At 67.8% G+C, this 19386-nt stretch carries 18 protein-coding genes; 16 read left to right on the top strand and 2 right to left on the bottom strand.

Annotation, left to right across the window (positions count from 1 at the left end; genetic code table 11):
• Nucleotides 1-3 precede the first annotated feature (3 nt).
• A complete protein-coding gene (locus NN2_RS16875; RefSeq protein ID WP_030514403.1) occupies nt 4-396 on the bottom strand; it encodes a PASTA domain-containing protein in 393 nt (130 codons plus the stop codon).
• 317 nt (nt 397-713) lie between these two features.
• Here NN2_RS16875 and NN2_RS38965 point away from each other — a divergent pair, with 317 nt between their 5' ends.
• Nucleotides 714-845 carry a hypothetical protein gene (locus tag NN2_RS38965; RefSeq protein WP_255401990.1) on the top strand — a complete coding sequence of 44 codons (132 nt, stop codon included), beginning with the start codon at nt 714-716 and terminating at the stop codon, nt 843-845.
• 90 nt (nt 846-935) lie between these two features.
• On the opposite strand, the gene NN2_RS16870 is transcribed toward NN2_RS38965, so the two are convergent.
• Complete coding sequence (locus NN2_RS16870; protein ID WP_063014747.1) at nt 936-1364, bottom strand: CBS domain-containing protein; 429 nt, start codon at nt 1362-1364, stop codon at nt 936-938.
• Nucleotides 1365-1594: 230 nt separating this feature from the next.
• Here NN2_RS16870 and NN2_RS16865 point away from each other — a divergent pair, with 230 nt between their 5' ends.
• The 15 genes from NN2_RS16865 to NN2_RS16795 all read left to right on the top strand — a co-directional run bounded on the left by NN2_RS16865 (nt 1595) and on the right by NN2_RS16795 (nt 19244).
• Complete coding sequence (locus NN2_RS16865; protein ID WP_174554979.1) at nt 1595-2002, top strand: Rv3143 family two-component system response regulator; 408 nt, start codon at nt 1595-1597, stop codon at nt 2000-2002.
• Between the two features lie 344 nt (nt 2003-2346).
• Nucleotides 2347-2727: an NADH-quinone oxidoreductase subunit A gene (locus tag NN2_RS16860; protein ID WP_030514407.1), complete on the top strand. Its 381-nt coding sequence runs from the start codon at nt 2347-2349 to the stop codon at nt 2725-2727.
• A gap of 103 nt (nt 2728-2830) precedes the next feature.
• The gene (locus tag NN2_RS16855) at nt 2831-3385 is read left to right on the top strand and encodes a NuoB/complex I 20 kDa subunit family protein (protein WP_063014745.1); all 555 of its coding nucleotides are present in this window, start codon (nt 2831-2833) and stop codon (nt 3383-3385) included.
• Between the two features lie 170 nt (nt 3386-3555).
• Nucleotides 3556-4182, top strand: coding sequence for an NADH-quinone oxidoreductase subunit C (locus tag NN2_RS16850; RefSeq protein WP_063014843.1), 627 nt, complete (start codon nt 3556-3558; stop codon nt 4180-4182).
• A complete protein-coding gene (gene nuoD, locus NN2_RS16845) occupies nt 4182-5513 on the top strand; it encodes an NADH dehydrogenase (quinone) subunit D (RefSeq protein ID WP_030514410.1) in 1332 nt (443 codons plus the stop codon). The genes NN2_RS16850 and nuoD overlap by 1 nt, the downstream gene beginning before the upstream one ends.
• Entirely contained in the window at nt 5510-6271 is a 762-nt protein-coding gene (gene nuoE, locus NN2_RS16840) for an NADH-quinone oxidoreductase subunit NuoE (RefSeq protein ID WP_063014743.1), read from the top strand. Before nuoD ends, nuoE begins: the two co-directional genes overlap by 4 nt.
• Entirely contained in the window at nt 6271-7626 is a 1356-nt protein-coding gene (nuoF, locus tag NN2_RS16835; RefSeq protein WP_063014741.1) for an NADH-quinone oxidoreductase subunit NuoF, read from the top strand. The genes nuoE and nuoF overlap by 1 nt, the downstream gene beginning before the upstream one ends.
• Entirely contained in the window at nt 7623-10091 is a 2469-nt protein-coding gene (locus NN2_RS16830) for an NADH-quinone oxidoreductase subunit G (protein ID WP_063014841.1), read from the top strand. The genes nuoF and NN2_RS16830 overlap by 4 nt, the downstream gene beginning before the upstream one ends.
• 1 nt (nt 10092) lies before the next feature.
• The gene (gene nuoH, locus NN2_RS16825; protein WP_063014839.1) at nt 10093-11946 is read left to right on the top strand and encodes an NADH-quinone oxidoreductase subunit NuoH; all 1854 of its coding nucleotides are present in this window, start codon (nt 10093-10095) and stop codon (nt 11944-11946) included.
• Nucleotides 11943-12842, top strand: coding sequence for an NADH-quinone oxidoreductase subunit J (locus NN2_RS16820; protein ID WP_082857034.1), 900 nt, complete (start codon nt 11943-11945; stop codon nt 12840-12842). The genes nuoH and NN2_RS16820 overlap by 4 nt, the downstream gene beginning before the upstream one ends.
• Entirely contained in the window at nt 12839-13138 is a 300-nt protein-coding gene (gene nuoK / locus NN2_RS16815) for an NADH-quinone oxidoreductase subunit NuoK (RefSeq protein WP_025350204.1), read from the top strand. The genes NN2_RS16820 and nuoK overlap by 4 nt, the downstream gene beginning before the upstream one ends.
• Nucleotide 13139: 1 nt before the next feature.
• Nucleotides 13140-15044, top strand: a complete 1905-nt coding sequence (gene nuoL, locus NN2_RS16810) for an NADH-quinone oxidoreductase subunit L (RefSeq protein ID WP_063014738.1) — start codon at nt 13140-13142, stop codon at nt 15042-15044.
• Nucleotides 15041-16690 (top strand): NADH-quinone oxidoreductase subunit M, encoded by a 1650-nt coding sequence (locus tag NN2_RS16805; RefSeq protein ID WP_063014736.1) that lies wholly within the window; start codon nt 15041-15043, stop codon nt 16688-16690. Before nuoL ends, NN2_RS16805 begins: the two co-directional genes overlap by 4 nt.
• On the top strand, nt 16687-18312 hold the full coding sequence (gene nuoN, locus NN2_RS16800; RefSeq protein ID WP_063014734.1) for an NADH-quinone oxidoreductase subunit NuoN: 1626 nt from the start codon (nt 16687-16689) through the stop codon (nt 18310-18312). Before NN2_RS16805 ends, nuoN begins: the two co-directional genes overlap by 4 nt.
• Before the next feature lie 110 nt (nt 18313-18422).
• Nucleotides 18423-19244 (top strand): SAM-dependent methyltransferase, encoded by an 822-nt coding sequence (locus tag NN2_RS16795; RefSeq protein ID WP_063014732.1) that lies wholly within the window; start codon nt 18423-18425, stop codon nt 19242-19244.
• Nucleotides 19245-19386: the final 142 nt, after the last annotated feature.

The following is a 19386-nucleotide window of genomic DNA, read 5'->3' as shown; positions in this document are numbered from 1 at the left end:
CGATCAGTGCGGGACGTCGACCGTCAGCGTGACCGGGGTGTCCGCGGCGACCGGCGTCCCCGCCTCCGGCTGCTGTGCGGTGACCGTCCAGGGGGTCGTCGCAGCGCCCGGATCATGCATCACGTCGCGGCCGTCCGCGGTGGTGATACCGGTGACGTCGAAGCACAGCGCCGCACCGACCACGGTCTGTCCCAGTGGCTTCCCGCGGAAGTCGGGTAACGGACGAGGCCACGGTTGCGCGCCGCAGTCCTGGCCGGCCGCCGCCGCGACGGAACTCGATTGCGCCGCAGCGGATGTCGCGGTGGCGCCGCTCGCCTGGTCGCCGGAGGAGCCGCCGCAGGCCCCGACGGTACAGGCGACAGCGAGCAGGGACGCGGCGAATGCGATGCGGCGCATGAATGTCCTTCGGATCGAACGGCGTGTTCGGCGCCGCCGACCAGCGAACGGACGCGCGTGCAACGCACCCTAATACGCGATCGGTCACCGATCGAATCGGCCGGATCACCGCCCGGATATGCGACGTGGTCGGCGGCCGTTCGGAACGCTCCACAACGCAGACGCCGGGCGGTGAGCTCCGAGGGACAGCGCACGTCTCGAACCCCACCCGATACACCCGATGCCGGCATCGGCGACCTCGTGGTTCCGAACGAACCGCCCGAGGGAATTCTGCTCCGAAACGGCGCGCGCAGATAACCTTTCGTGGTTACGAACCGGTGAATATCCAATCACCGTGCGGCAATGACGGATTCGGCGGCCGCCGTCACGATGCGGTGGCGAGGCTCGACACCCTCACGTCGATCGCGGCGAACATCGTCAGCCTGCCGCAGGCGTGGGGCCTGGCCTGATTGTCACCGCCACCGACCGTGCCCGCGTCCCGGTGGGCCCGGGCACGGTGCTGCCGCGGCCGCACGTGCGGCCGGATCCGGACCGGACACTCAACCCTGCAGATATTGCTCGAGGTGCTCGCGCTCGTCCTGCAACTCCGAGATCGCGCTCTTGACCACGTCTCCGATACTGACGATCCCGACCATTCGCCCGTGATCGACGACCGGCAGATGCCGGATCCGATGTTCGGTCATCGTCGCGCGCAAACTCTCCACCCGATCCTCGGGCGAGCAGGTGTGCACGATCGCGGTCATGATGTCGGATACCGGCCGGGTCAACAGCTGCGCACCCTGTCTGTGCAGGCAGCGGACCACATCCCGCTCCGAGACGATCCCGTCCAACGCGCCGCCGGCACCACACACCACCACCGCGCCGACATTGTGTTCGGCCAGCACCGCCAGCAATCTGTCGACCGTCGCCTCCGGCGCGATCGTCACCACATCGGCCCCCTTGTTGCGCAAAACCTCCGAAATTCGCATCGTCCACCGCCCTGTCGAGCCTGTCGTTGTTACGCCCTGCCGGGACAGTTCTGCCACCGAACTGCCGCCGGTTATAAGGATCGCGCGTTTTCTTCGCGGTGACCAGCAACGATTCCGATCGGCACGATCAACCTGGCGGTGAAGCGGGCTGCGAGCGCCACGCCCGGCGCGGGGACCGTTGCCGCCCAAGCTGCCACCGCGGCCGATCCGATGGACGTAGCATCCCAAGCGTGGCCGATGCGAACCGTCCCGCGCTGCGGGTTCTCGTCTACAGCAGCGATGCCGACACCCGTCGCCAGGTGATGCTGGCGCTGGGCAAGCATCCGCATCCCGACCTGCCGCCGTTCGACTACCGCGAGACCGCCACCGCGCCGGTGGTGATCGAACAGCTCGACGCCGGCGCGATCGACCTGGCGATTCTCGACGGTGAGGCCACACCCACCGGCGGAATGGGGCTGGCCAAACAGCTCAAGGACGAAATCGCCGACTGCCCGCCCATCGTGGTGCTGACCGGCAGAGCCGACGATGCCTGGCTCGCCGCGTGGTCCCGGGCCGAGGCGGCGGTCGCGCATCCGCTGGACCCGTTCCAGCTCACCTCGGCGGTCACCACGGCTCTGAACGCTCGCCCCGCCGCCTGATCAGCGCTTTCCCGGTCGGCCGACAATCTCGTCGGCCGACCGTTTTCGTGCGCGCCGAGGGTCGCGGCGCGCCCGGCTGCGGGGAGGCCATTGCGCTGGTTCGGTCATAAGTGACAGTTCCGAATTCGATCAAACACCGGGGCGGAACCGTGAGTATTCAGAAAGAGCAGTTGTAGGCTGTGCTGTAGCTCACACGAGCGTGGCTGTTGATATGAATGGCGCCCTGCCTGCCCTGTCGTCCCGCGCTCGCGCTCGAGCTGCGCTTCGGGGTGAGACTGGCCCGGCAGACGACGATGTCAGCCCCGCCTCGGCAGTTGCCGGCGAGGGAGAGGGGTTGTGCCGTTGTGAATACCCAGGTGCCGACTCTTGTGCTCGGTGCGATCGCTGCCGCGTTCGCGCTGGGATCGGTGTTGCTGGCGGCCGTGATCGGCCCCAAACGCTACAACCGCGCCAAACTCGAAGCCTACGAATGCGGTATCGAACCCACCCCGCACGCCATCGCCGGCGGGCCGGGAAATGCTGCGGGACAACGCTTTCCGGTGAAGTACTACCTCACCGCGATGCTGTTCATCATCTTCGACATCGAGATCGTATTCCTCTATCCGTGGGCGGTGCACTTCGATGCCCTCGGCGTCTTCGGGTTGGCGGCCATGGCGCTGTTCATTCTCAACGTCTCGGTTGCCTACGCCTACGAGTGGAGGCGCGGCGGCCTGAGCTGGGACTGAACGCGGGCGGGCCGCTCGGCCCGTCGGCACCGCATACCCAACCCGTCGTCCCGGCGTCCGCCGGGACCGAGGATTCGCACACGGAAGTGAGAGTTGATCCGAGATGGGGCTCGAGGAGAAATTGCCCAGCGGCTTCCTGCTGAGCACGGTCGAACAGTTCGCCGGATACCTGCGTAAGGGCTCGCTGTGGCCCGCGACGTTCGGGCTGGCCTGCTGCGCGATCGAGATGATGGCCACGGGAGCCGGTCGCTTCGACAGCGCCCGCTTCGGGATGGAGGTCTTCCGCGCCTCCCCCCGGCAGGCGGACCTGATGATCGTCGCCGGCCGGGTCAGCCAGAAGATGGCGCCGGTGCTGCGCCAGGTCTACGACCAGATGACCGAACCCAAATGGGTGCTGGCGATGGGGGTCTGCGCCTCCTCCGGCGGCATGTTCAACAACTACGCCATCGTGCAGGGTGTCGATCATGTTGTGCCCGTGGACATCTACCTACCCGGTTGCCCACCGCGTCCGGAGATGCTGCTGCACGCCATCTTGACACTGCACGAGAAGATCCAGCAGATGCCGCTGGGTGTCGACCGCGCCGAGGCCGTGCGCGCGGCCGAGGCCGCCGCGCTCGCCTCCACCCCCACGATCCGGATGGAGGGATTGCTGCGATGAGCCTGGACGCACCGCGCAGCGCCGGCGATCCGCACGACAGCCCCGCGGACACCGAATCCTCCCCCGGCGCGGGCGGTTCCGGCCCGGCCGGCGAACCGGCGATCGAACCCGAATCGCGCGGCCCCTCCCCCGACCGTCCCGACGACGAGGTCATCGGCGTGCGTCGCGGCATGTTCGGCGTCCGGGGCACCGGTGACACCTCCGGGTACGGACGGCTGGTGCGGACCGTCGCGCTGCCCGGCAGCACCCCCGCGCCCTACGGTTCCTATTTCGACGAGGTGGTCGCCGCCCTGGCACAGTCGGTGGGAGACGAGGTATTTCGCGCCGCGATCGAGAAGATCGTGGTCTTCGCCGGGGAACTGACCCTGCACGTGCGGCGGGAACGGGTGGTGGAGGTGGCGCGCGCGCTGCGCGACGACCCGGCGTTGCGCTTCGAACTGTGCCTCGGCGTGAACGGCGTGCACTATCCGGACGACACGGGCCGCGAACTGCACGCCGCCTATCACCTGCTGTCGATCACGCACAACCGCCGGGTGCGGGTCGAGGTGTCGGTACCGGATTCGGATCCGCATATGCCCTCGCTGTTCGCGGTGTATCCGACCACCGACTGGCACGAGCGCGAAACCTACGACTTCTTCGGCATCGTCTTCGACGGGCACCCGTCGCTGACGCGGATCATGATGCCCGATGACTGGCGTGGACATCCGCAGCGCAAGGACTACCCGCTCGGCGGGATCCCGGTCGAGTACAAAGGCGCGCGTATTCCGCCGCCGGACCAGCGGAGGACCTACAGCTGATGAACCACACCGAAATCACCGGCGCCGCAACGGATCCGGTCGCCGAGAGCCCGGCGGTCACGGTCGTCGGACAGGACTGGGACGATGTGCGCGAGGCCCTCGACGGCGCCGCGGAAGAGCGCATCGTCGTCAATATGGGGCCACAGCATCCGTCCACGCACGGCGTGCTGCGGCTGATCCTCGAGATCGAGGGCGAAACGGTCACCGAGGCGCGCTGCGGAATCGGCTACCTGCACACCGGCATCGAGAAGAATCTCGAGTTCCGCAACTGGGTGCAGGGCGTCACGTTCGTGACCCGGATGGACTACCTGTCCCCGCTGTTCAACGAGACGGCCTACTGCCTGGCCGTGGAGCGGCTGCTCGGCATCACCGACGATATTCCCGAGCGGGTGAACATCGTCCGCGTCATGCTGATGGAACTCAACCGCATCTCCTCGCATCTGGTCGCGCTGGCCACCGGAGGTATGGAACTCGGCGCGCTGACGCCGATGCTGTTCGGCTTCCGCGAGCGCGAGCTGATCCTCGACATCTTCGAAACGGTCACCGGACTGCGGATGAACCACGCCTACATCCGTCCGGGCGGACTGGCACAGGATCTGCCGCCCGACGCGGTGGGCAAGATCCGGGATCTGCTGGCGCTCATGCCGAAACGGTTGCGCGATATGGAGTTGCTGCTCAACGAGAACCCGATCTTCAAGGCGCGCACGCGCGGCATCGGATATCTCGACCTGGCCTCGTGTATGGCTCTGGGAGTGACGGGCCCGGTCCTGCGCTCGACCGGACTGCCGCACGATCTGCGCAAGTCGCAGCCGTACTGCGGCTACGAGGACTACGAGTTCGACGTCATGACCGACACCGGATGCGACTGCTACGGCCGCTACCTGATCCGCATCAAGGAGATGAAGGAGTCGCTGAAGATCGTCGAACAGTGCCTCGACAAACTCCGCCCGGGCCCGGTCATGGTGTCGGACAAGAAGATCGCGTGGCCGGCCGATCTGAAGCTGGGGCCCGACGGCCTCGGCAATTCCGCCGAACATATCGGCACCATCATGGGCACGTCGATGGAGGCGCTGATCCACCACTTCAAGCTCGTCACCGAGGGTATGCGGGTGCCGCCCGGCCAGGTGTACACATCAGTGGAATCCCCGCGCGGCGAACTCGGCGTCCACATGGTCTCCGACGGCGGAACCCGGCCCTACCGCGTGCATTTCCGCGATCCCTCGTTCACGAATCTGCAGGCCGTGGCGGCGATGTGCGAAGGCGGCATGGTCGCCGACGTGATCGCCTCGGTGGCCAGCATCGACCCGGTGATGGGTGGTGTCGACCGATGACAGCCGAACCGATTCCCGCGACCGCGACCGGTCGCGATCCGATCCTGCTGCAGTTGTCGCAGCGGCCCGTCCCCTACCCGCCGCAGGTACAGGAGAATCTGCGGGCGGAGGCACGGGAGATCATCGATCGCTATCCGCACTCGCGCTCGGCGCTGCTGCCGCTGTTGCATCTGGTGCAGAGCGTCGAAGGGTATGTCAGCGGCACCGGGATCGCGTTCTGCGCCGAACAACTCGGGCTCACCGACGCCGAAGTGACCGCGGTCGCCACCTTCTACTCGATGTATCGCCGCACCCCGACCGGGGACTATCACGTCGGAGTCTGCACCAATACGCTGTGCGCGGTCATGGGCGGCGACGAGATCCTGGCCGCGCTCACCCGACATCTGGAGATCACCCCCGGGGAAACGACCGCGGACGGGTCCATCACGCTGGAACATCTGGAGTGCAACGCCGCCTGCGATTACGCCCCGGTCGTCATGGTGAACTGGGAATTCTTCGACAACCAGACCCCGGAGTCGGCCCGCGCGCTCGCCGACGCGCTGCGAGCCGGACGCGAGGTCACCGGCACGCGCAGCGCCGCACCGTTGTGCAGCTTCCGCGAAACGGCCCGCATCCTCGCCGGATTCCCGGATCGGCGGCCCGACGCCAACGAGGGCACCCCCGGAGAAGCCACGCTCGCCGGTCTGCGCGTGGCGGCCGAGCAGTCGACACCTGCTGCACCGCAGGGTGATTCGGATAGCGAACAGGGGGAACGGTGATGACGCTCGCGCCCGTACTCACCCGCTACTGGGATCAGCCGCAATCGTGGACCCTCGACACCTACCGGGCACACGACGGCTATCGCGCCCTGTCCCGGGCGCTGGGCATGCATCCCGACGAGGTCATCGCCACGGTGAAGGACGCCGGGCTGCGCGGCCGCGGCGGCGCCGGATTTCCCACCGGCATGAAATGGGGTTTCATCCCGCAGGATCCCGAGGGCTCGCCGGCGGCCGGTAAGCCGCACTACCTGGTGGTCAACGCCGACGAATCCGAGCCCGGCACCTGCAAGGACATCCCGTTGATGATGGCGACCCCGCATGTGCTGGTCGAGGGCGCCATCATCGCCGCCTACGCGATCCGCGCCGCCCATGCGTTCATCTATCTGCGCGGCGAGGTCGTGCCGGTGCTGCGCCGGCTCCAAGCCGCTGTCGAAGAGGCTTATGCCGCAGGCTATCTGGGCCGCGACATTCTCGGTTCGGGCTTCGATCTCGACCTGATCGTGCACGCCGGTGCCGGCGCCTACATCTGCGGTGAGGAAACCGCCCTGCTGGATTCGCTCGAGGGCCGCCGCGGCCAGCCTCGCCTGCGCCCGCCCTTCCCCGCCGTCGCCGGCCTGTACGCGTGCCCGACCGTGGTCAACAATGTGGAGTCGATCGCGAGTGTGCCGGCCATCCTGCACAACGGCGTCGAATGGTTCCGTTCGATGGGGTCGGAGAAATCGCCGGGCTTCACCCTGTACTCACTGTCCGGACACGTCACCCGGCCGGGACAGTACGAGGCGCCGCTGGGTGTGACGCTGCGCGAACTTCTCGGTTACGCCGGCGGCGTGCGCGCCGGGCACACCCTGAAGTTCTGGACTCCCGGCGGCTCCTCCACGCCCTTGTTCACCGCCGAACACCTCGATGTGCCGCTGGACTACGAGAACGTGGGTGCGGCCGGATCCATGTTGGGCACCAAGGCATTACAGATCTTCGACGACACCACCTGCGTGGTACGCGCGGTCCTGCGCTGGACCGAGTTCTACGCCCACGAATCCTGCGGAAAATGCACCCCCTGCCGGGAGGGCACCTACTGGCTGGTGCAGCTGCTGCAACGGCTGGAGTCCGGCGGCGGTACCGACGCCGATCTGGACACCCTGCTCGATATCGCCGACAACATCAACGGCAAATCGTTCTGTGCGCTCGGGGATGGTGCGGCCAGCCCGATCGTGTCCTCGCTCAGATACTTCCGCGACGAATACGCCGAGCACATCCGGCTGGGCCGGTGCCCGTTCGATCCCGCTCGCTCGACCGCCTGGGCCGCCGCCACGGCCGCGACCGCCACCGCAGCGACGCCTGCCGAAGGAGTGCGATGACCGCGACAGTGAGCCACGACAGCAGTGGCGTCATCCCTCAGGACATGGTCACCGTCACCATCGACGGCACGACGATCGCGGTGCCCGTCGGAACGTTGCTCATCCGGGCGGCCGAACTCGTCGGAATCCAGATCCCCCGCTTCTGCGATCATCCGCTGCTCGATCCGGTCGGGGCGTGCCGGCAGTGCCTGGTCGAGGTGGAGGGGCAGCGCAAGCCCGTCGCCTCCTGCACGATGGCCGTCACCGACGGGATGATCGCCCACACCCAGATCAGTTCGCCGGCCGCGCAGAAGGCGCAGGCCGGGGTGATGGAGCTGCTGCTGATCAACCATCCGCTGGATTGCCCGGTCTGCGACAAGGGCGGGGAATGCCCGCTGCAGAACCAGGCGATGTCCAGCGGCCGGCCCGAATCACGCTTCGAAGGGGTGAAACGCACCTACCCCAAACCGATTCCGCTCTCACCCGCGGTGCTGCTGGATCGGGAGCGGTGCGTGCTGTGCGCCCGCTGCACCCGGTTCTCACAGCAGATCGCCGGTGATCCGTTCATCGAGTTGATGGACCGTGGCGCACTGCAGCAGGTCGGGATCGCCGACGGCGAGCCGATGGACTCCTACTTCTCCGGCAACACCGTCCAGATCTGCCCGGTCGGCGCCCTCACCGGCACCACCTACCGCTTCCGCGCCCGCCCCTTCGACCTGGTCTCGAGTCCGGCGGTGTGTGAGCACTGCGCCGCCGGTTGCGCCCAGCGCACCGACCACCGCCGCGGAAAAGTGTTGCGCCGCTTGGCCGGTGATGATCCGCAGGTCAACGAGGAATGGAATTGCGACAAGGGCCGGTGGGCCTTCACCTACGCGACCGAACCCGACCGGATCACCACTCCCCTGATCCGCGACGACAGCGGCGTCCTCGTTCCGGCCTCGTGGTCGGAGGCGCTCGCGCGAGCGGGTGCGGGACTGGCCGCCGCCCGCGGGAACGCCGGAGTGCTGGTGGGCGGCCGGGCCACCGTCGAGGACGCCTACGCGTACGCCAAATTCGCGCGTATCGCACTGGGCACCAACGACATCGATTTCCGTGCTCGCGCCCATTCCGCCGAGGAAGCCGAATTCCTGGCCGCGGCGATCGCCGGACAAGGGGTGCGGGTGGACTACGGGGCGCTGGATTCGGCGCCGGTCGTCCTGCTCGCCGGACTCGAACCCGAAGAGGAATGCCCGATCCTGCATCTGCGGCTGCGCAAGGCCGCCCGCACCTCGGCGACCGCGATCTATTCGCTGGCCGCCTACGCGAGCCGGGGGCTGCGACGGCTATCGGGCCGGTTGATCCCAACCGTGCCCGGGGACGAGGCGCGGCTGTTGCAGGCCCTGGCGGTGGCGGGCGCCGGATACGAATGCCCGCCCGATCCGCCGGGACTCGACGAACTCGCCCGCGCGCTGCGCCGCCGCGGCGCGGTGATCCTGGCCGGCGAACGACTGGCGACGCTGCCCGGCGCGCTGTCGGCGGTGGCGGCGCTGGCCGAGACCACCGGCGCCACGGTCGCATGGGTGCCGCGCCGCGCCGGAGAACGCGGCGCGCTCGAAGCGGGCGCGCTGCCCGGTCTGCTGCCGGGCGGCCGCCCCATCGCCAATGCGCGTGCGCGCCGGCAGGTTCAGCGACTCTGGCAGGTCGACGAACTGCCGGCCGCACCCGGACGCGATACCTCCGCGATCCTCGACGCCGGCCGTCACCCCGGCGCGCTGCTGATCGGCGGTGTGGAGATCGCCGATCTGCCCGATCCCCGCGCCGCCCGGGCCGCCCTCGAGGCCGCCGCCTTCGTGGTCAGCCTGGAATTGCGGCACAGCGAGGTCACCGAGCGGGCCGATGTGGTGTTCCCCGTCGCCTCGGCCATGGAGAAGGCGGGAACATACCTGACTTGGGAGGGCCGGCCGCGGCCGTTCGGCGCCGCTCTCGGTGATGCGACGGTGCGGCGGCAGGCTGCTCCGCTGGCCGATCATCGCGTGCTGCATTCGCTGGCCGACGAGATGGGTGTGCGACTGGGCTTGCCGACGGTGGAGGCCGCCCGCGCGGAATTGGACGCCCTGGGTGTCTGGGACGGGCCGCGGCCGCAGCCCCCGGCGCATCCGTCGGCCGCACTACCGGATACCGAAACCGGCACCGCCATCCTCGCCGGCTGGCGCATGCTGCTCGACAACGGCCGCATGCAGGACGGTGAACCGAATCTCGCCGGCACGGCACGGCCCGCGGTGCTGCGGCTGTCGCCGGCCACCGCCGCCGAAATCGGCTCGGCCACCGGCGATTCGGTGCGGATCAGCACCGGGCACGGTCGCATCGTGCTGCCGCTCGAGATCACCGAGATGCCCGATCGCGTCGCCTGGCTGCCGTGGAATTCGGCGGAGTCGACGGTCAACGACCGGCTCACCACCGCCCTCGGTCACCGCGTGCGCATCCAACGGGAGGACCCCCATGAGTGAGATGTCACCGGCTGTGCTGGTCTCGGCCCCGGCCGATCTGTCCGCGTTCGGCCACGACCCGTGGTGGCTGGTCGTGGTCAAATCCATCGGTATCTTCATCTTCCTGCTGCTCATCCCGCTGCTCGCGGTGGTGATCGAGCGCAAGGTGGTGGCCTGGATGCAGATGCGGGTCGGACCCAATCGGGTCGGGCCGCGCGGTTCGCTGCAATCCATCGCCGACGGGGTGAAGATGCTCCTCAAAGAGGACATCGTCCCGGCGATGGTCGACAAGCCCATCTACATTCTGGCGCCGATCGTCGCGTTGATTCCGGCGGTGATGGCGTTCGCGGTGATACCGCTCGGACCGGAGGTGTCGATCTTCGGCACCCGCACACCGCTGCAGTTGACCGATATGCCGGTGGGGGTGCTCTATATCCTCGCGATGACCTCGATCGGGGTCTACGGCATCGTGCTGGCGGGATGGTCGTCGGGATCGACGTATCCGCTGCTCGGTGGTCTGCGGTCGACCGCGCAGGTGATTTCCTACGAGATCGCGATGGCGGCCTGTTTCGCGGCGGTGTTCCTGCTGGCCGGGACCATGTCCACCTCCGGCATCGTGGATCGGCAGTGGGGCACCTGGAACATTTGGCTGCTGCTGCCGTCGTTCGTCATCTACGCGGTGGCGATGGTCGGCGAAACCAACCGCGCCCCCTTCGATCTCCCCGAAGCCGAGGGTGAACTCGTCGGCGGTTTCCACACCGAATACTCGTCGCTGAAATTCGCGATGTTCATGATGGCCGAATACATCAACATGGGCACCGTCTCGGCGCTGGCCACCACACTGTTCTTCGGCGGCTGGCACGCACCCTTCCCGCTGAACCTGTGGGACGGCGCGAATTCGGGCTGGTGGCCGCTGCTGTGGTTCACGCTGAAGGTCTGGACGTTCCTGTTCGTCTTCATCTGGTTGCGCGGGACGCTGCCGCGGTTGCGCTACGACCAGTTCATGAATCTCGGCTGGAAGTTGCTCATTCCGGTGTCGCTGCTGTGGGTGATGATCGTGGCGACGCTGAAGGTGGTGCAGGACAACGGCCACGACGTGCAGACCACGGGCCTCGTGATCGCCGGCGTGATCATCTCGGTGGGCCTGCTGGCGACAATGCTGCGCGCCGGGCGTGCCGGTGACAATATCGCACCGGAAACCACTGGGACGCAACAGTTCTCGGACTTCCCGGTGCCGCCGATGCCCGAGACCGCGCCGTCTGCCACCAAAGCCGGTCTGCTGGAACCCATCGGCGGATTCTGGGTCACCTTCGTCACGATGTTCAAGAAGAAGAACACCGAGTTCTACCCCGAGGAGAAGGTGCCGACCGCGCCGCGCTACCACGGCCGCCACCAGCTCAACCGCCATCCCGACGGCCTGGAGAAGTGCATCGGCTGCGAACTGTGCGCGTGGGCCTGCCCGGCGGACGCGATCTACGTCGAGGGCGCCGACAACACCGACAGCGAGCGCTACTCCCCCGGCGAGCGCTACGGCCGCGTCTACCAGATCAACTATCTGCGCTGCATCGGCTGCGGACTGTGCATCGAGGCGTGCCCCACGCGGGCATTGACGATGACCAACGAATACGAGATGGCCGACGACAATCGCGCCGATCTGATCTACGAGAAGGACCGGCTGCTCGCCCCGCTGGGCGACGGGATGATCGCCCCGCCGCACGCCGCCTATCCGGGCGCCACCGAGGAGGACTACTACCTGGGCGCCGTCCCCGCCGCCCCCGGCACCGACCGCGATACCGGGCTCCGTCCCACCGGCACCACCGCCGCGGACACCGGTCTCGAACCGGCCGCCACCGGTGCCCAAGGAGGTGCGCAATGACCCCGGCCGCGAATGTGCTTGCCGCCGAAGCTGCCACCCGTACCTCGCCCGGGGAGGCGGTGCTGTTCTGGGTCCTGGCCGTGGTCGCGGTGGCGGGTGGTCTCGGCATGGTGTGTGCCCGCAAGGCCGTGCACTCCGCGCTGTGCCTGGCGGCCACCATGATCACCCTGTCGGTGTTCTACATCGCCCAGGACGCTTTGTTCCTGGGCGTCGTGCAGATCGTGGTGTACACGGGCGCGGTCATGATGTTGTTCCTGTTCGTCCTGATGCTCGTCGGCGTCGATTCGGCCGAATCGCTGCGGGAGACGTTGCGCGGGCACCGCATCGCCGTCGTCGTGGTGGGTGTCGGATTCGGGCTGCTGCTGATCGGGGCGATCGCCCGGGGCGTGCGCGACGATTCGGTCGCGGCCACCGGTCCCGGATTCGGCGCCGACCCGATCGGCGCGCTGGCCGAGTTGATCTTCGTGCGTTACGTGTGGGCCTTCGAACTCACCGGCGCGCTGCTGATCACCGCCACCATCGGCGCGATGATCCTCGCGCATCGGGAACGGTTCGGTCCGCGCACCGGGCAGCGCGAACAATCGCAGCGGCGCCTGCGCGAAGGCCACCGCATCACGCCCCTGCCCACCCCCGGTGTCTATGCCCGCCACAACGCCGTCGACGTGCCGGCCCGGCTGCCCGACGGCTCGTTCGCCGAACTGTCGGTGAGCACCATCCTGCGCCATCGCCGCCGCCGCGCCCACACCGAGGACGCGGTGATCGGTATGGGAGAAGGCAACGGCGGCAACGGCACCGGATCGAACGGCAGTGAATCGAACGGCGGTGGCGAGAACGGACGCAGCGACAGCAACGGCGCCCATGCGACCGGCGACAACGAGAGGAAGGCTCCGCGGTGAATCCGGACAACTACCTGTATCTGTCCGCCCTGCTGTTCACCATCGGCGCGGCCGGGGTGCTGGTGCGGCGCAACGCGATCGTGGTGTTCATGTGCATCGAATTGATGCTCAACGCGGTCAATCTCGCCTTCGTCACCTTCGCCCGGCAGCACCACAACCTCGATGGGCAGGTGTTCGCGTTCTTCACGATGGTCGTCGCCGCGGCCGAAGTCGTCGTGGGCCTGGCGATCATCATGACCATCTTCCGCACCCGCCGCTCGACCTCGGTCGACGACGCCAACCTGTTGAAGTACTGACGTGGGTACCGGGAATCTGCTCTGGCTGCTGCCGGCCCTCCCCGCCGCCGGCGCGCTGATCCTGCTGCTGGCAGGACACCTGAGCGACCGCTGGGGGCATTGGCTGGGCTGCGCGACCGCGGTCGCCTCGTTCGGCGTGGCGGTGTGGGCGTTCGCCGAGATGCTCGGCCGCGCCGGCGCCGATCGAGCGGTGTCACACAACTTCTTCAGCTGGATACCGGTGGCCGGACTGCAGGCGGAGTTCTCGCTGCAACTCGATCAGCTGACGATGTGTTTCGTCCTGCTGATCACCGGCGTCGGCTCGCTGATCCACATCTACTCGGTCGGCTATATGAGCCACGATCCGGCGCGGCGGCGGTTCTTCGCCTACCTCAATCTGTTCCTGGCCGCGATGCTGATCCTCGTCATGGCCGACAACTATCTGGTGCTCTATCTCGGCTGGGAGGGCGTGGGCCTGGCCTCGTATCTACTGATCGGGTTCTGGCACGAGAAGCCGTCCGCGGCCGCGGCGGCGAAGAAGGCCTTCGTGGTCAACCGTGTCGGCGACATGGGGCTGGCGATCGCGCTGTTCCTGATGTTCGCCACCTTCGGTTCGGTGGATTTCGGGCACGTGTTCGCCGGTGTCCCGCAGGCGAGCGAAGGCACCCTGACCGCTCTGGGCCTGCTGTTGCTGCTCGGCGCGTGCGGTAAATCCGCGCAGGTGCCGCTGCAGTCCTGGCTCGGCGACGCGATGGAAGGCCCGACTCCGGTGTCGGCCCTCATCCACGCCGCCACCATGGTGACCGCGGGTGTGTATCTGATCGCGCGGTCGAACGCGATCTTCGACGCGGCCCCGGCGGCGCGCGCGGGCGTGCTGGTGGTGGGCGCGGTGACGCTGCTGTTCGGCGCCGTGATCGGCTGTGCGAAGGACGACATCAAGAAGGCGCTGGCGGCGTCCACGATGAGTCAGATCGGCTATATGGTGCTGGCCGCCGGACTGGGCCCCGCCGGATATGCCGTGGCGATCATGCATCTGCTCACCCACGGCTTCTTCAAGGCCGGATTGTTCCTCGGCGCCGGATCGGTCATGCACGCGATGAACGACGAGACGGATATGCGCCGTTACGGCGGGCTGCGAAAGTACCTGCCCATCACGTTCGTCACCTTCGGGCTCGGCTATCTGGCGATCATCGGGGTGCCGCCGTTCGCGGGGTTCTTCTCCAAGGATCGGATCATCGAGGCCGCGTTCGGCTACGGCGGCGCGAACGGCATCACCCTCGGCGCCGCCGCGCTGCTCGGCGCCGGGATCACCGCCTTCTATATGACGCGCGTGATGTTGTTGACGTTCTTCGGCGAAAAGCGTTGGACTGCGGACGATTCCGAGCCGCAGCCGCATCCGCACGAAGCCCCCGCGGTGATGACCGGCCCGATGATCGTGCTGGCGATCGGCTCGGTGTTCTCCGGCGGAGTGTTCGTCTTCGGATCGTCGCTGCAGAACTGGCTGGCACCGGTGGTCGGCACCGAACACGCCGAAAGTGTCGTGCCGGCGTGGGCGGTCACCGTGGCCGCGCTGGTCGTGGTCGCGATCGGTGTCGCGGTCGCCTACCGCCAGTACGCGCGACGGCCGGTGCCGCGCACCGCCCCGCAGGAGGTCACACCATTGACCGTCGCGGCTCGCCGCGATCTGTACGGCGACGCGTTCAACGAAGCCGCGTTCATGCGTCCGGGCACCCACCTGACCCGCTCGCTGGTCTTCCTCGACAACCGCGGTATCGACGGCATCGTCAACACCACGGCCGCGGTGATCGGCGGCCTGTCGGCGCGAATCCGGCGCGTGCAAACGGGTTTCGTGCGCTCGTACGCCCTGTCCATGTTCACCGGCGCGGCCCTGGTGGTCGCGGCCCTGCTGGCGGTGAGGTTGCTGTGACGGAGTATCCCTGGCTGACCACACTGTGGGTGCTGCCTCTGGCCGGCGCCGTCGTCGTGCTGGCCGTTCCGGCCGGCCGGCGCACGGTGGCCCGGGTGACCGGACTCGTGTTGTCGCTGGCCACCTTGGCCGTCGCGATCGTGGTCGCGGTGCGGTTCGATCCCGGCGGCCCGCAATACCAACTCGTCGAATCACACCGCTGGATACCGGCTTTCGGCGCCGGCTACACCCTCGGCGTCGACGGCATCGCGCTGGTGCTGCTGCTGTTGACCGCCGCACTGGTGCCGCTGCTGATCCTCGCCGGATGGAAGGACGACCGCGAAGCGGGCGGCGGGCGGCGGGTCGCGCACATCTACGTCGCGCTCACCCTGATCGTCGAGTCGATGGTGCTGATCTCGTTCGTCTCGCTCGACATCCTGCTGTTCTACGTGTTCTTCGAGGTCATGCTGATCCCGATGTATTTCCTCATCGGCGGATTCGGGCCCCGCACCAGCGGCGGTGAATCGGCGGCCGCGGAACTGGCACTGCGGCAGCAGCGTTCGCGCGCGGCGGTGAAATTCCTGCTGTACAACCTGTTCGGCGGCCTGATCATGCTGGCCGCCGTGATCGGGCTCTACGTACTCACCGCACGGGCACATCTCGGCGGTGCGGGTGGCACCTTCGATTTCCGGGCGGTCACGGCGGCGGCGAATTCCGGGCAGCTCGGCGCCGGTCCGGCCGTGCTCAACGCGCTGTTCCTCGGCTTCATGTTCGCCTTCGCGGTGAAGGCGCCGCTGTGGCCGCTGCACACCTGGCTGCCCGGCGCGGCGGTGTCGGCCACACCGGCGAGCGCGGTACTGATGATGGCGGTGGTCGACAAGGTCGGCACCTTCGGCATGCTGCGCTACTGCCTGCTGCTGTTCCCGGCCGCCTCGACCACCTACGCGCCGATGATCAGCGTGCTGGCGGTGATCGGCATCCTCTACGGCGCGCTGCTGGCCATCGGGCAGACCGATGTGATGCGCCTGATCGCCTACACCTCGATCTCGCATTTCGGCTTCATCATCCTCGGCATCTTCGCGATGACCAATCAAGGCGGGTCGGGTGCGACGCTGTACATGGTCAACCACGGCATCTCGACCGCGGCGCTGTTCCTCATCGCGGGATTCCTGGTGTCGCGCCGCGGAACTCGGGTGATCGCGGAATTCGGCGGGGTACAGAAGGTGGCGCCGGTACTGGCGGGCACCTTCCTGATCGCGGGCCTGGCGACGCTCTCACTGCCCGGCCTCGCGCCGTTCGTGAGCGAATTCCTCGTCCTGGCCGGCACGTTCACCCGCTATCCGGTGGCGGCCGTGTTCGCCAGCGGCGCACTGGTGCTGGCGGCGCTGTACGTGCTGTGGATGTACCAGCGCATGATGACCGGACCGGTCCGCAAGGGCAATGAGCGATTGCAGGATCTGCTGCCGCGCGAACTGCTGGTCGTGGTGCCGCTGCTGGCGGCGTTGCTGGTCCTCGGCGCGTATCCGAAACCGGTTCTCGACCGGATCAATCCGGCGGTGGCCGGCACGCTCACCACCATCGGCAAACACGATCCGGCGCCTACGGTCGCGCCGGATGCCGCGACCGTACCGGCCGCGACCACTCCGAGCGGAGGTAACCACCGGTGAATCAGCTTCTGGCCGCGACGGTTCCGGCTCCTTCGATCGAATATCACGCTTTGGCACCGATGCTCGTCGTCTTCGGTGTGGCCGTCGCCGGGGTGATCGCCGAGGCGTTCCTGCCCCGGTCGTGGCGCTATCCGGTCCATCTGGTGCTCGCGCTGGGCGGTTTGGTGGCGGCATTGGTGGCCGTGATCGCGCTCGCCGGGACTCATGCCACGGTGGCCGTCGGCGCGGTCGCCGTCGACAACGTGACGCTGATGCTGCAGGGCACCATCCTGGTGGTGGCGATTCTCGCGGTCGCGCTGATGGCCGAACGCGGTATCGAACCGCGGCTGGCGCGCGAAAGCCGGGAGGGCCCCGGGACCTGGAGCCGGGCGGCCGCGGCGGCTTCCGGTGCGGTCGTCGTCGACGCCTTCACTCCGCAGGCCGCGGCGGTGCCGGGCAGTTCGGACGAGATCGCGGCGGCGCGGGCGGGCATCACCACCACCGAGGTGTTTCCGCTGACCCTGTTCGCGGTCGGTGGCATGCTGCTGTTTCCCGCGTCCAACGATCTGCTGTCGATGTTCGTCGCGCTCGAGGTGCTGTCGCTGCCGCTGTATCTGCTGTGCGGGCTGGCGCGGCGGCGGCGGCTGCTGTCGCAGGAGGCGGCGCTGAAGTACTTCCTGCTGGGCGCGTTCGCCTCGGCGTTCTTCCTGTACGGGATGGCGCTGCTGTACGGCTACGCCGGCACGATTCGCTTCTCCGGGATCGCCGACGCCGTGGCGCGCGATTCCGGCTCGAAAACCCTTGCGGTGCTGGGTGTGGCGATGCTGGCGGTGGGGTTGCTGTTCAAGATCGGCGCCGTGCCGTTCCAGTCGTGGGTGCCCGATGTGTATCAGGGGGCGCCGACCGCGGTGACCGCGTTCATGGCCGCGGCGACCAAGATCGCGGCGGTGGGAGCTCTACTGCGCATCCTGCAGGTCGCGGTGCCGGGACTGAGTGCGGACTGGCGTCCGATCCTGGGCGCCGTGGCGGTGGCCACGATGGTGCTGGGCGCGATTCTCGCCGTCACTCAGACCGATGTGAAGCGCATGCTCGCCTACTCCTCCATCGCGCACGCCGGCTTCATCCTCACCGCGCTGGTGGCGGCCAATTCCGACGGGGTCTCGTCGGTGCTGTTCTATCTGGCCGTCTACGGCGTGAGCACGGTCGGCGCGTTCGCGGTGGTCACGCTGGTGCGCGACCGCGTGGGAGACGAGGCCACCGCATTGTCGGCATGGGCCGGGCTCGGTCGCCGTTCGCCGTGGCTGGCAACGGTTTTCGCGTTGTTTCTGCTGTCGTTCGCGGGCATTCCGCTGACCAGTGGCTTCGTCGGGAAATTCGCGGTGTTCTCGGCGGCCGCCTCCGGACATGCGGCGTATCTGGTGATCGTCGGTGTGATCTCGAGTGCGATCGCCGTGTTCTTCTACATTCGCGTCATCGTGCAGATGTTCTTCACCGATCCCCCGGAGGCGCCGCCCGCCGTGGTCACCGCGCCGGTGACCACGATGGTCGTCATCGTCACCGGCGCCGCCACCCTGGCGCTGGGTATCGTGCCGCAACCGCTGCTCGACCTGGCGAACCGCGCGGTCGGGTTCGTCAGCGGATGATGCCGGAGACTTCGTCGGGGACAACGGTTCTCGTCGAGGCCGCACCGAAACGTCAACGGTGGCTCTAGGATCGAGTCCGACGACGACCTCCGCGCACAGAAACTGGTGTCATGACCGACAGCGCCGCACAGGTGGATCAATCGAAGCCGAGCATCGCCCGCGTGTACGACTATCTGCTGGGCGGGCGCGACAATTACGCCGTCGACCGCAAGGTCGGTGACTACTTCATCAACGATCTACCTGGTTCGGTCGCCATCGCCTATGCCAATCGGCAGGCCATGATTCGCGCGGTCGCCGATATCGCCGAATCCGGTGTGCGCCAGTTCATCGATATGGGCAGCGGGTTGCCGACCGTCGACAATGTGCATCAGGTCGCCCAGCGTCACCTCGACACCGCGCGCGTGGTGTACGTGGACAACGATCCGATCGTGCTGGCCCATGGTCGCGCCCTGCTGTCCGCCGACGACAACACCACGGTCATCCACGCGGATCTGCGCGATCCGGAGGCCATCTACTCCCATCCGGACCTGCGGCGGCTGATCGATTTCGACGAGCCGGTGGCGGTGATCTTCAGCGCGATCCTGCACCACCTCAACAACGACGAGAACCCGGCCGACTTGGTGAAGTGGTGGACCGACCGGATCCCGGTGGGCTCGCAGATCTATATCTCGCATTTCCGCTCCGGCTTCAACGAGGAGACGCAGGCCGCGGAGGAGAAGCTCCAGGCGACCTTCGGGCGCGGCCGCTGGCGTTCGGACGAGGAGATCCTCGATCTGTTCGGCGATCTCGAGGTGCTCGAGCCGGGGCTGGAGATCTGCGCCCGGTGGCGGCCCGCCGAAACCGACGCCTCGGTCTCGCGCATCGGCCCCGCCGAGCGCGAACCCACGCTGTGGGAACAACTGATCGCATGCGCCCTGGCCCGCAAGTCGTAGCGGTCACACGTCGCGGGGCACTAAGCTTCCGGGCACCATGTGCGCACCTCGGATCGTCCGGATCGCCCACGACGGTGCCGATTTCGCGACGGTCCCGTCGCGGCGCGCCTTGGCGGGCGCGGCCGGCCTCGCGGCGCTGGCG

Source organism: Nocardia nova NBRC 15556, assembly GCF_001613005.1.
Classification (GTDB): Bacteria; Actinomycetota; Actinomycetes; order Mycobacteriales; family Mycobacteriaceae; genus Nocardia; species Nocardia nova.
The sequence above is the reverse complement of the archived record's forward strand: the minus strand, read 5'-3'. Positions and strand labels throughout refer to the sequence as shown.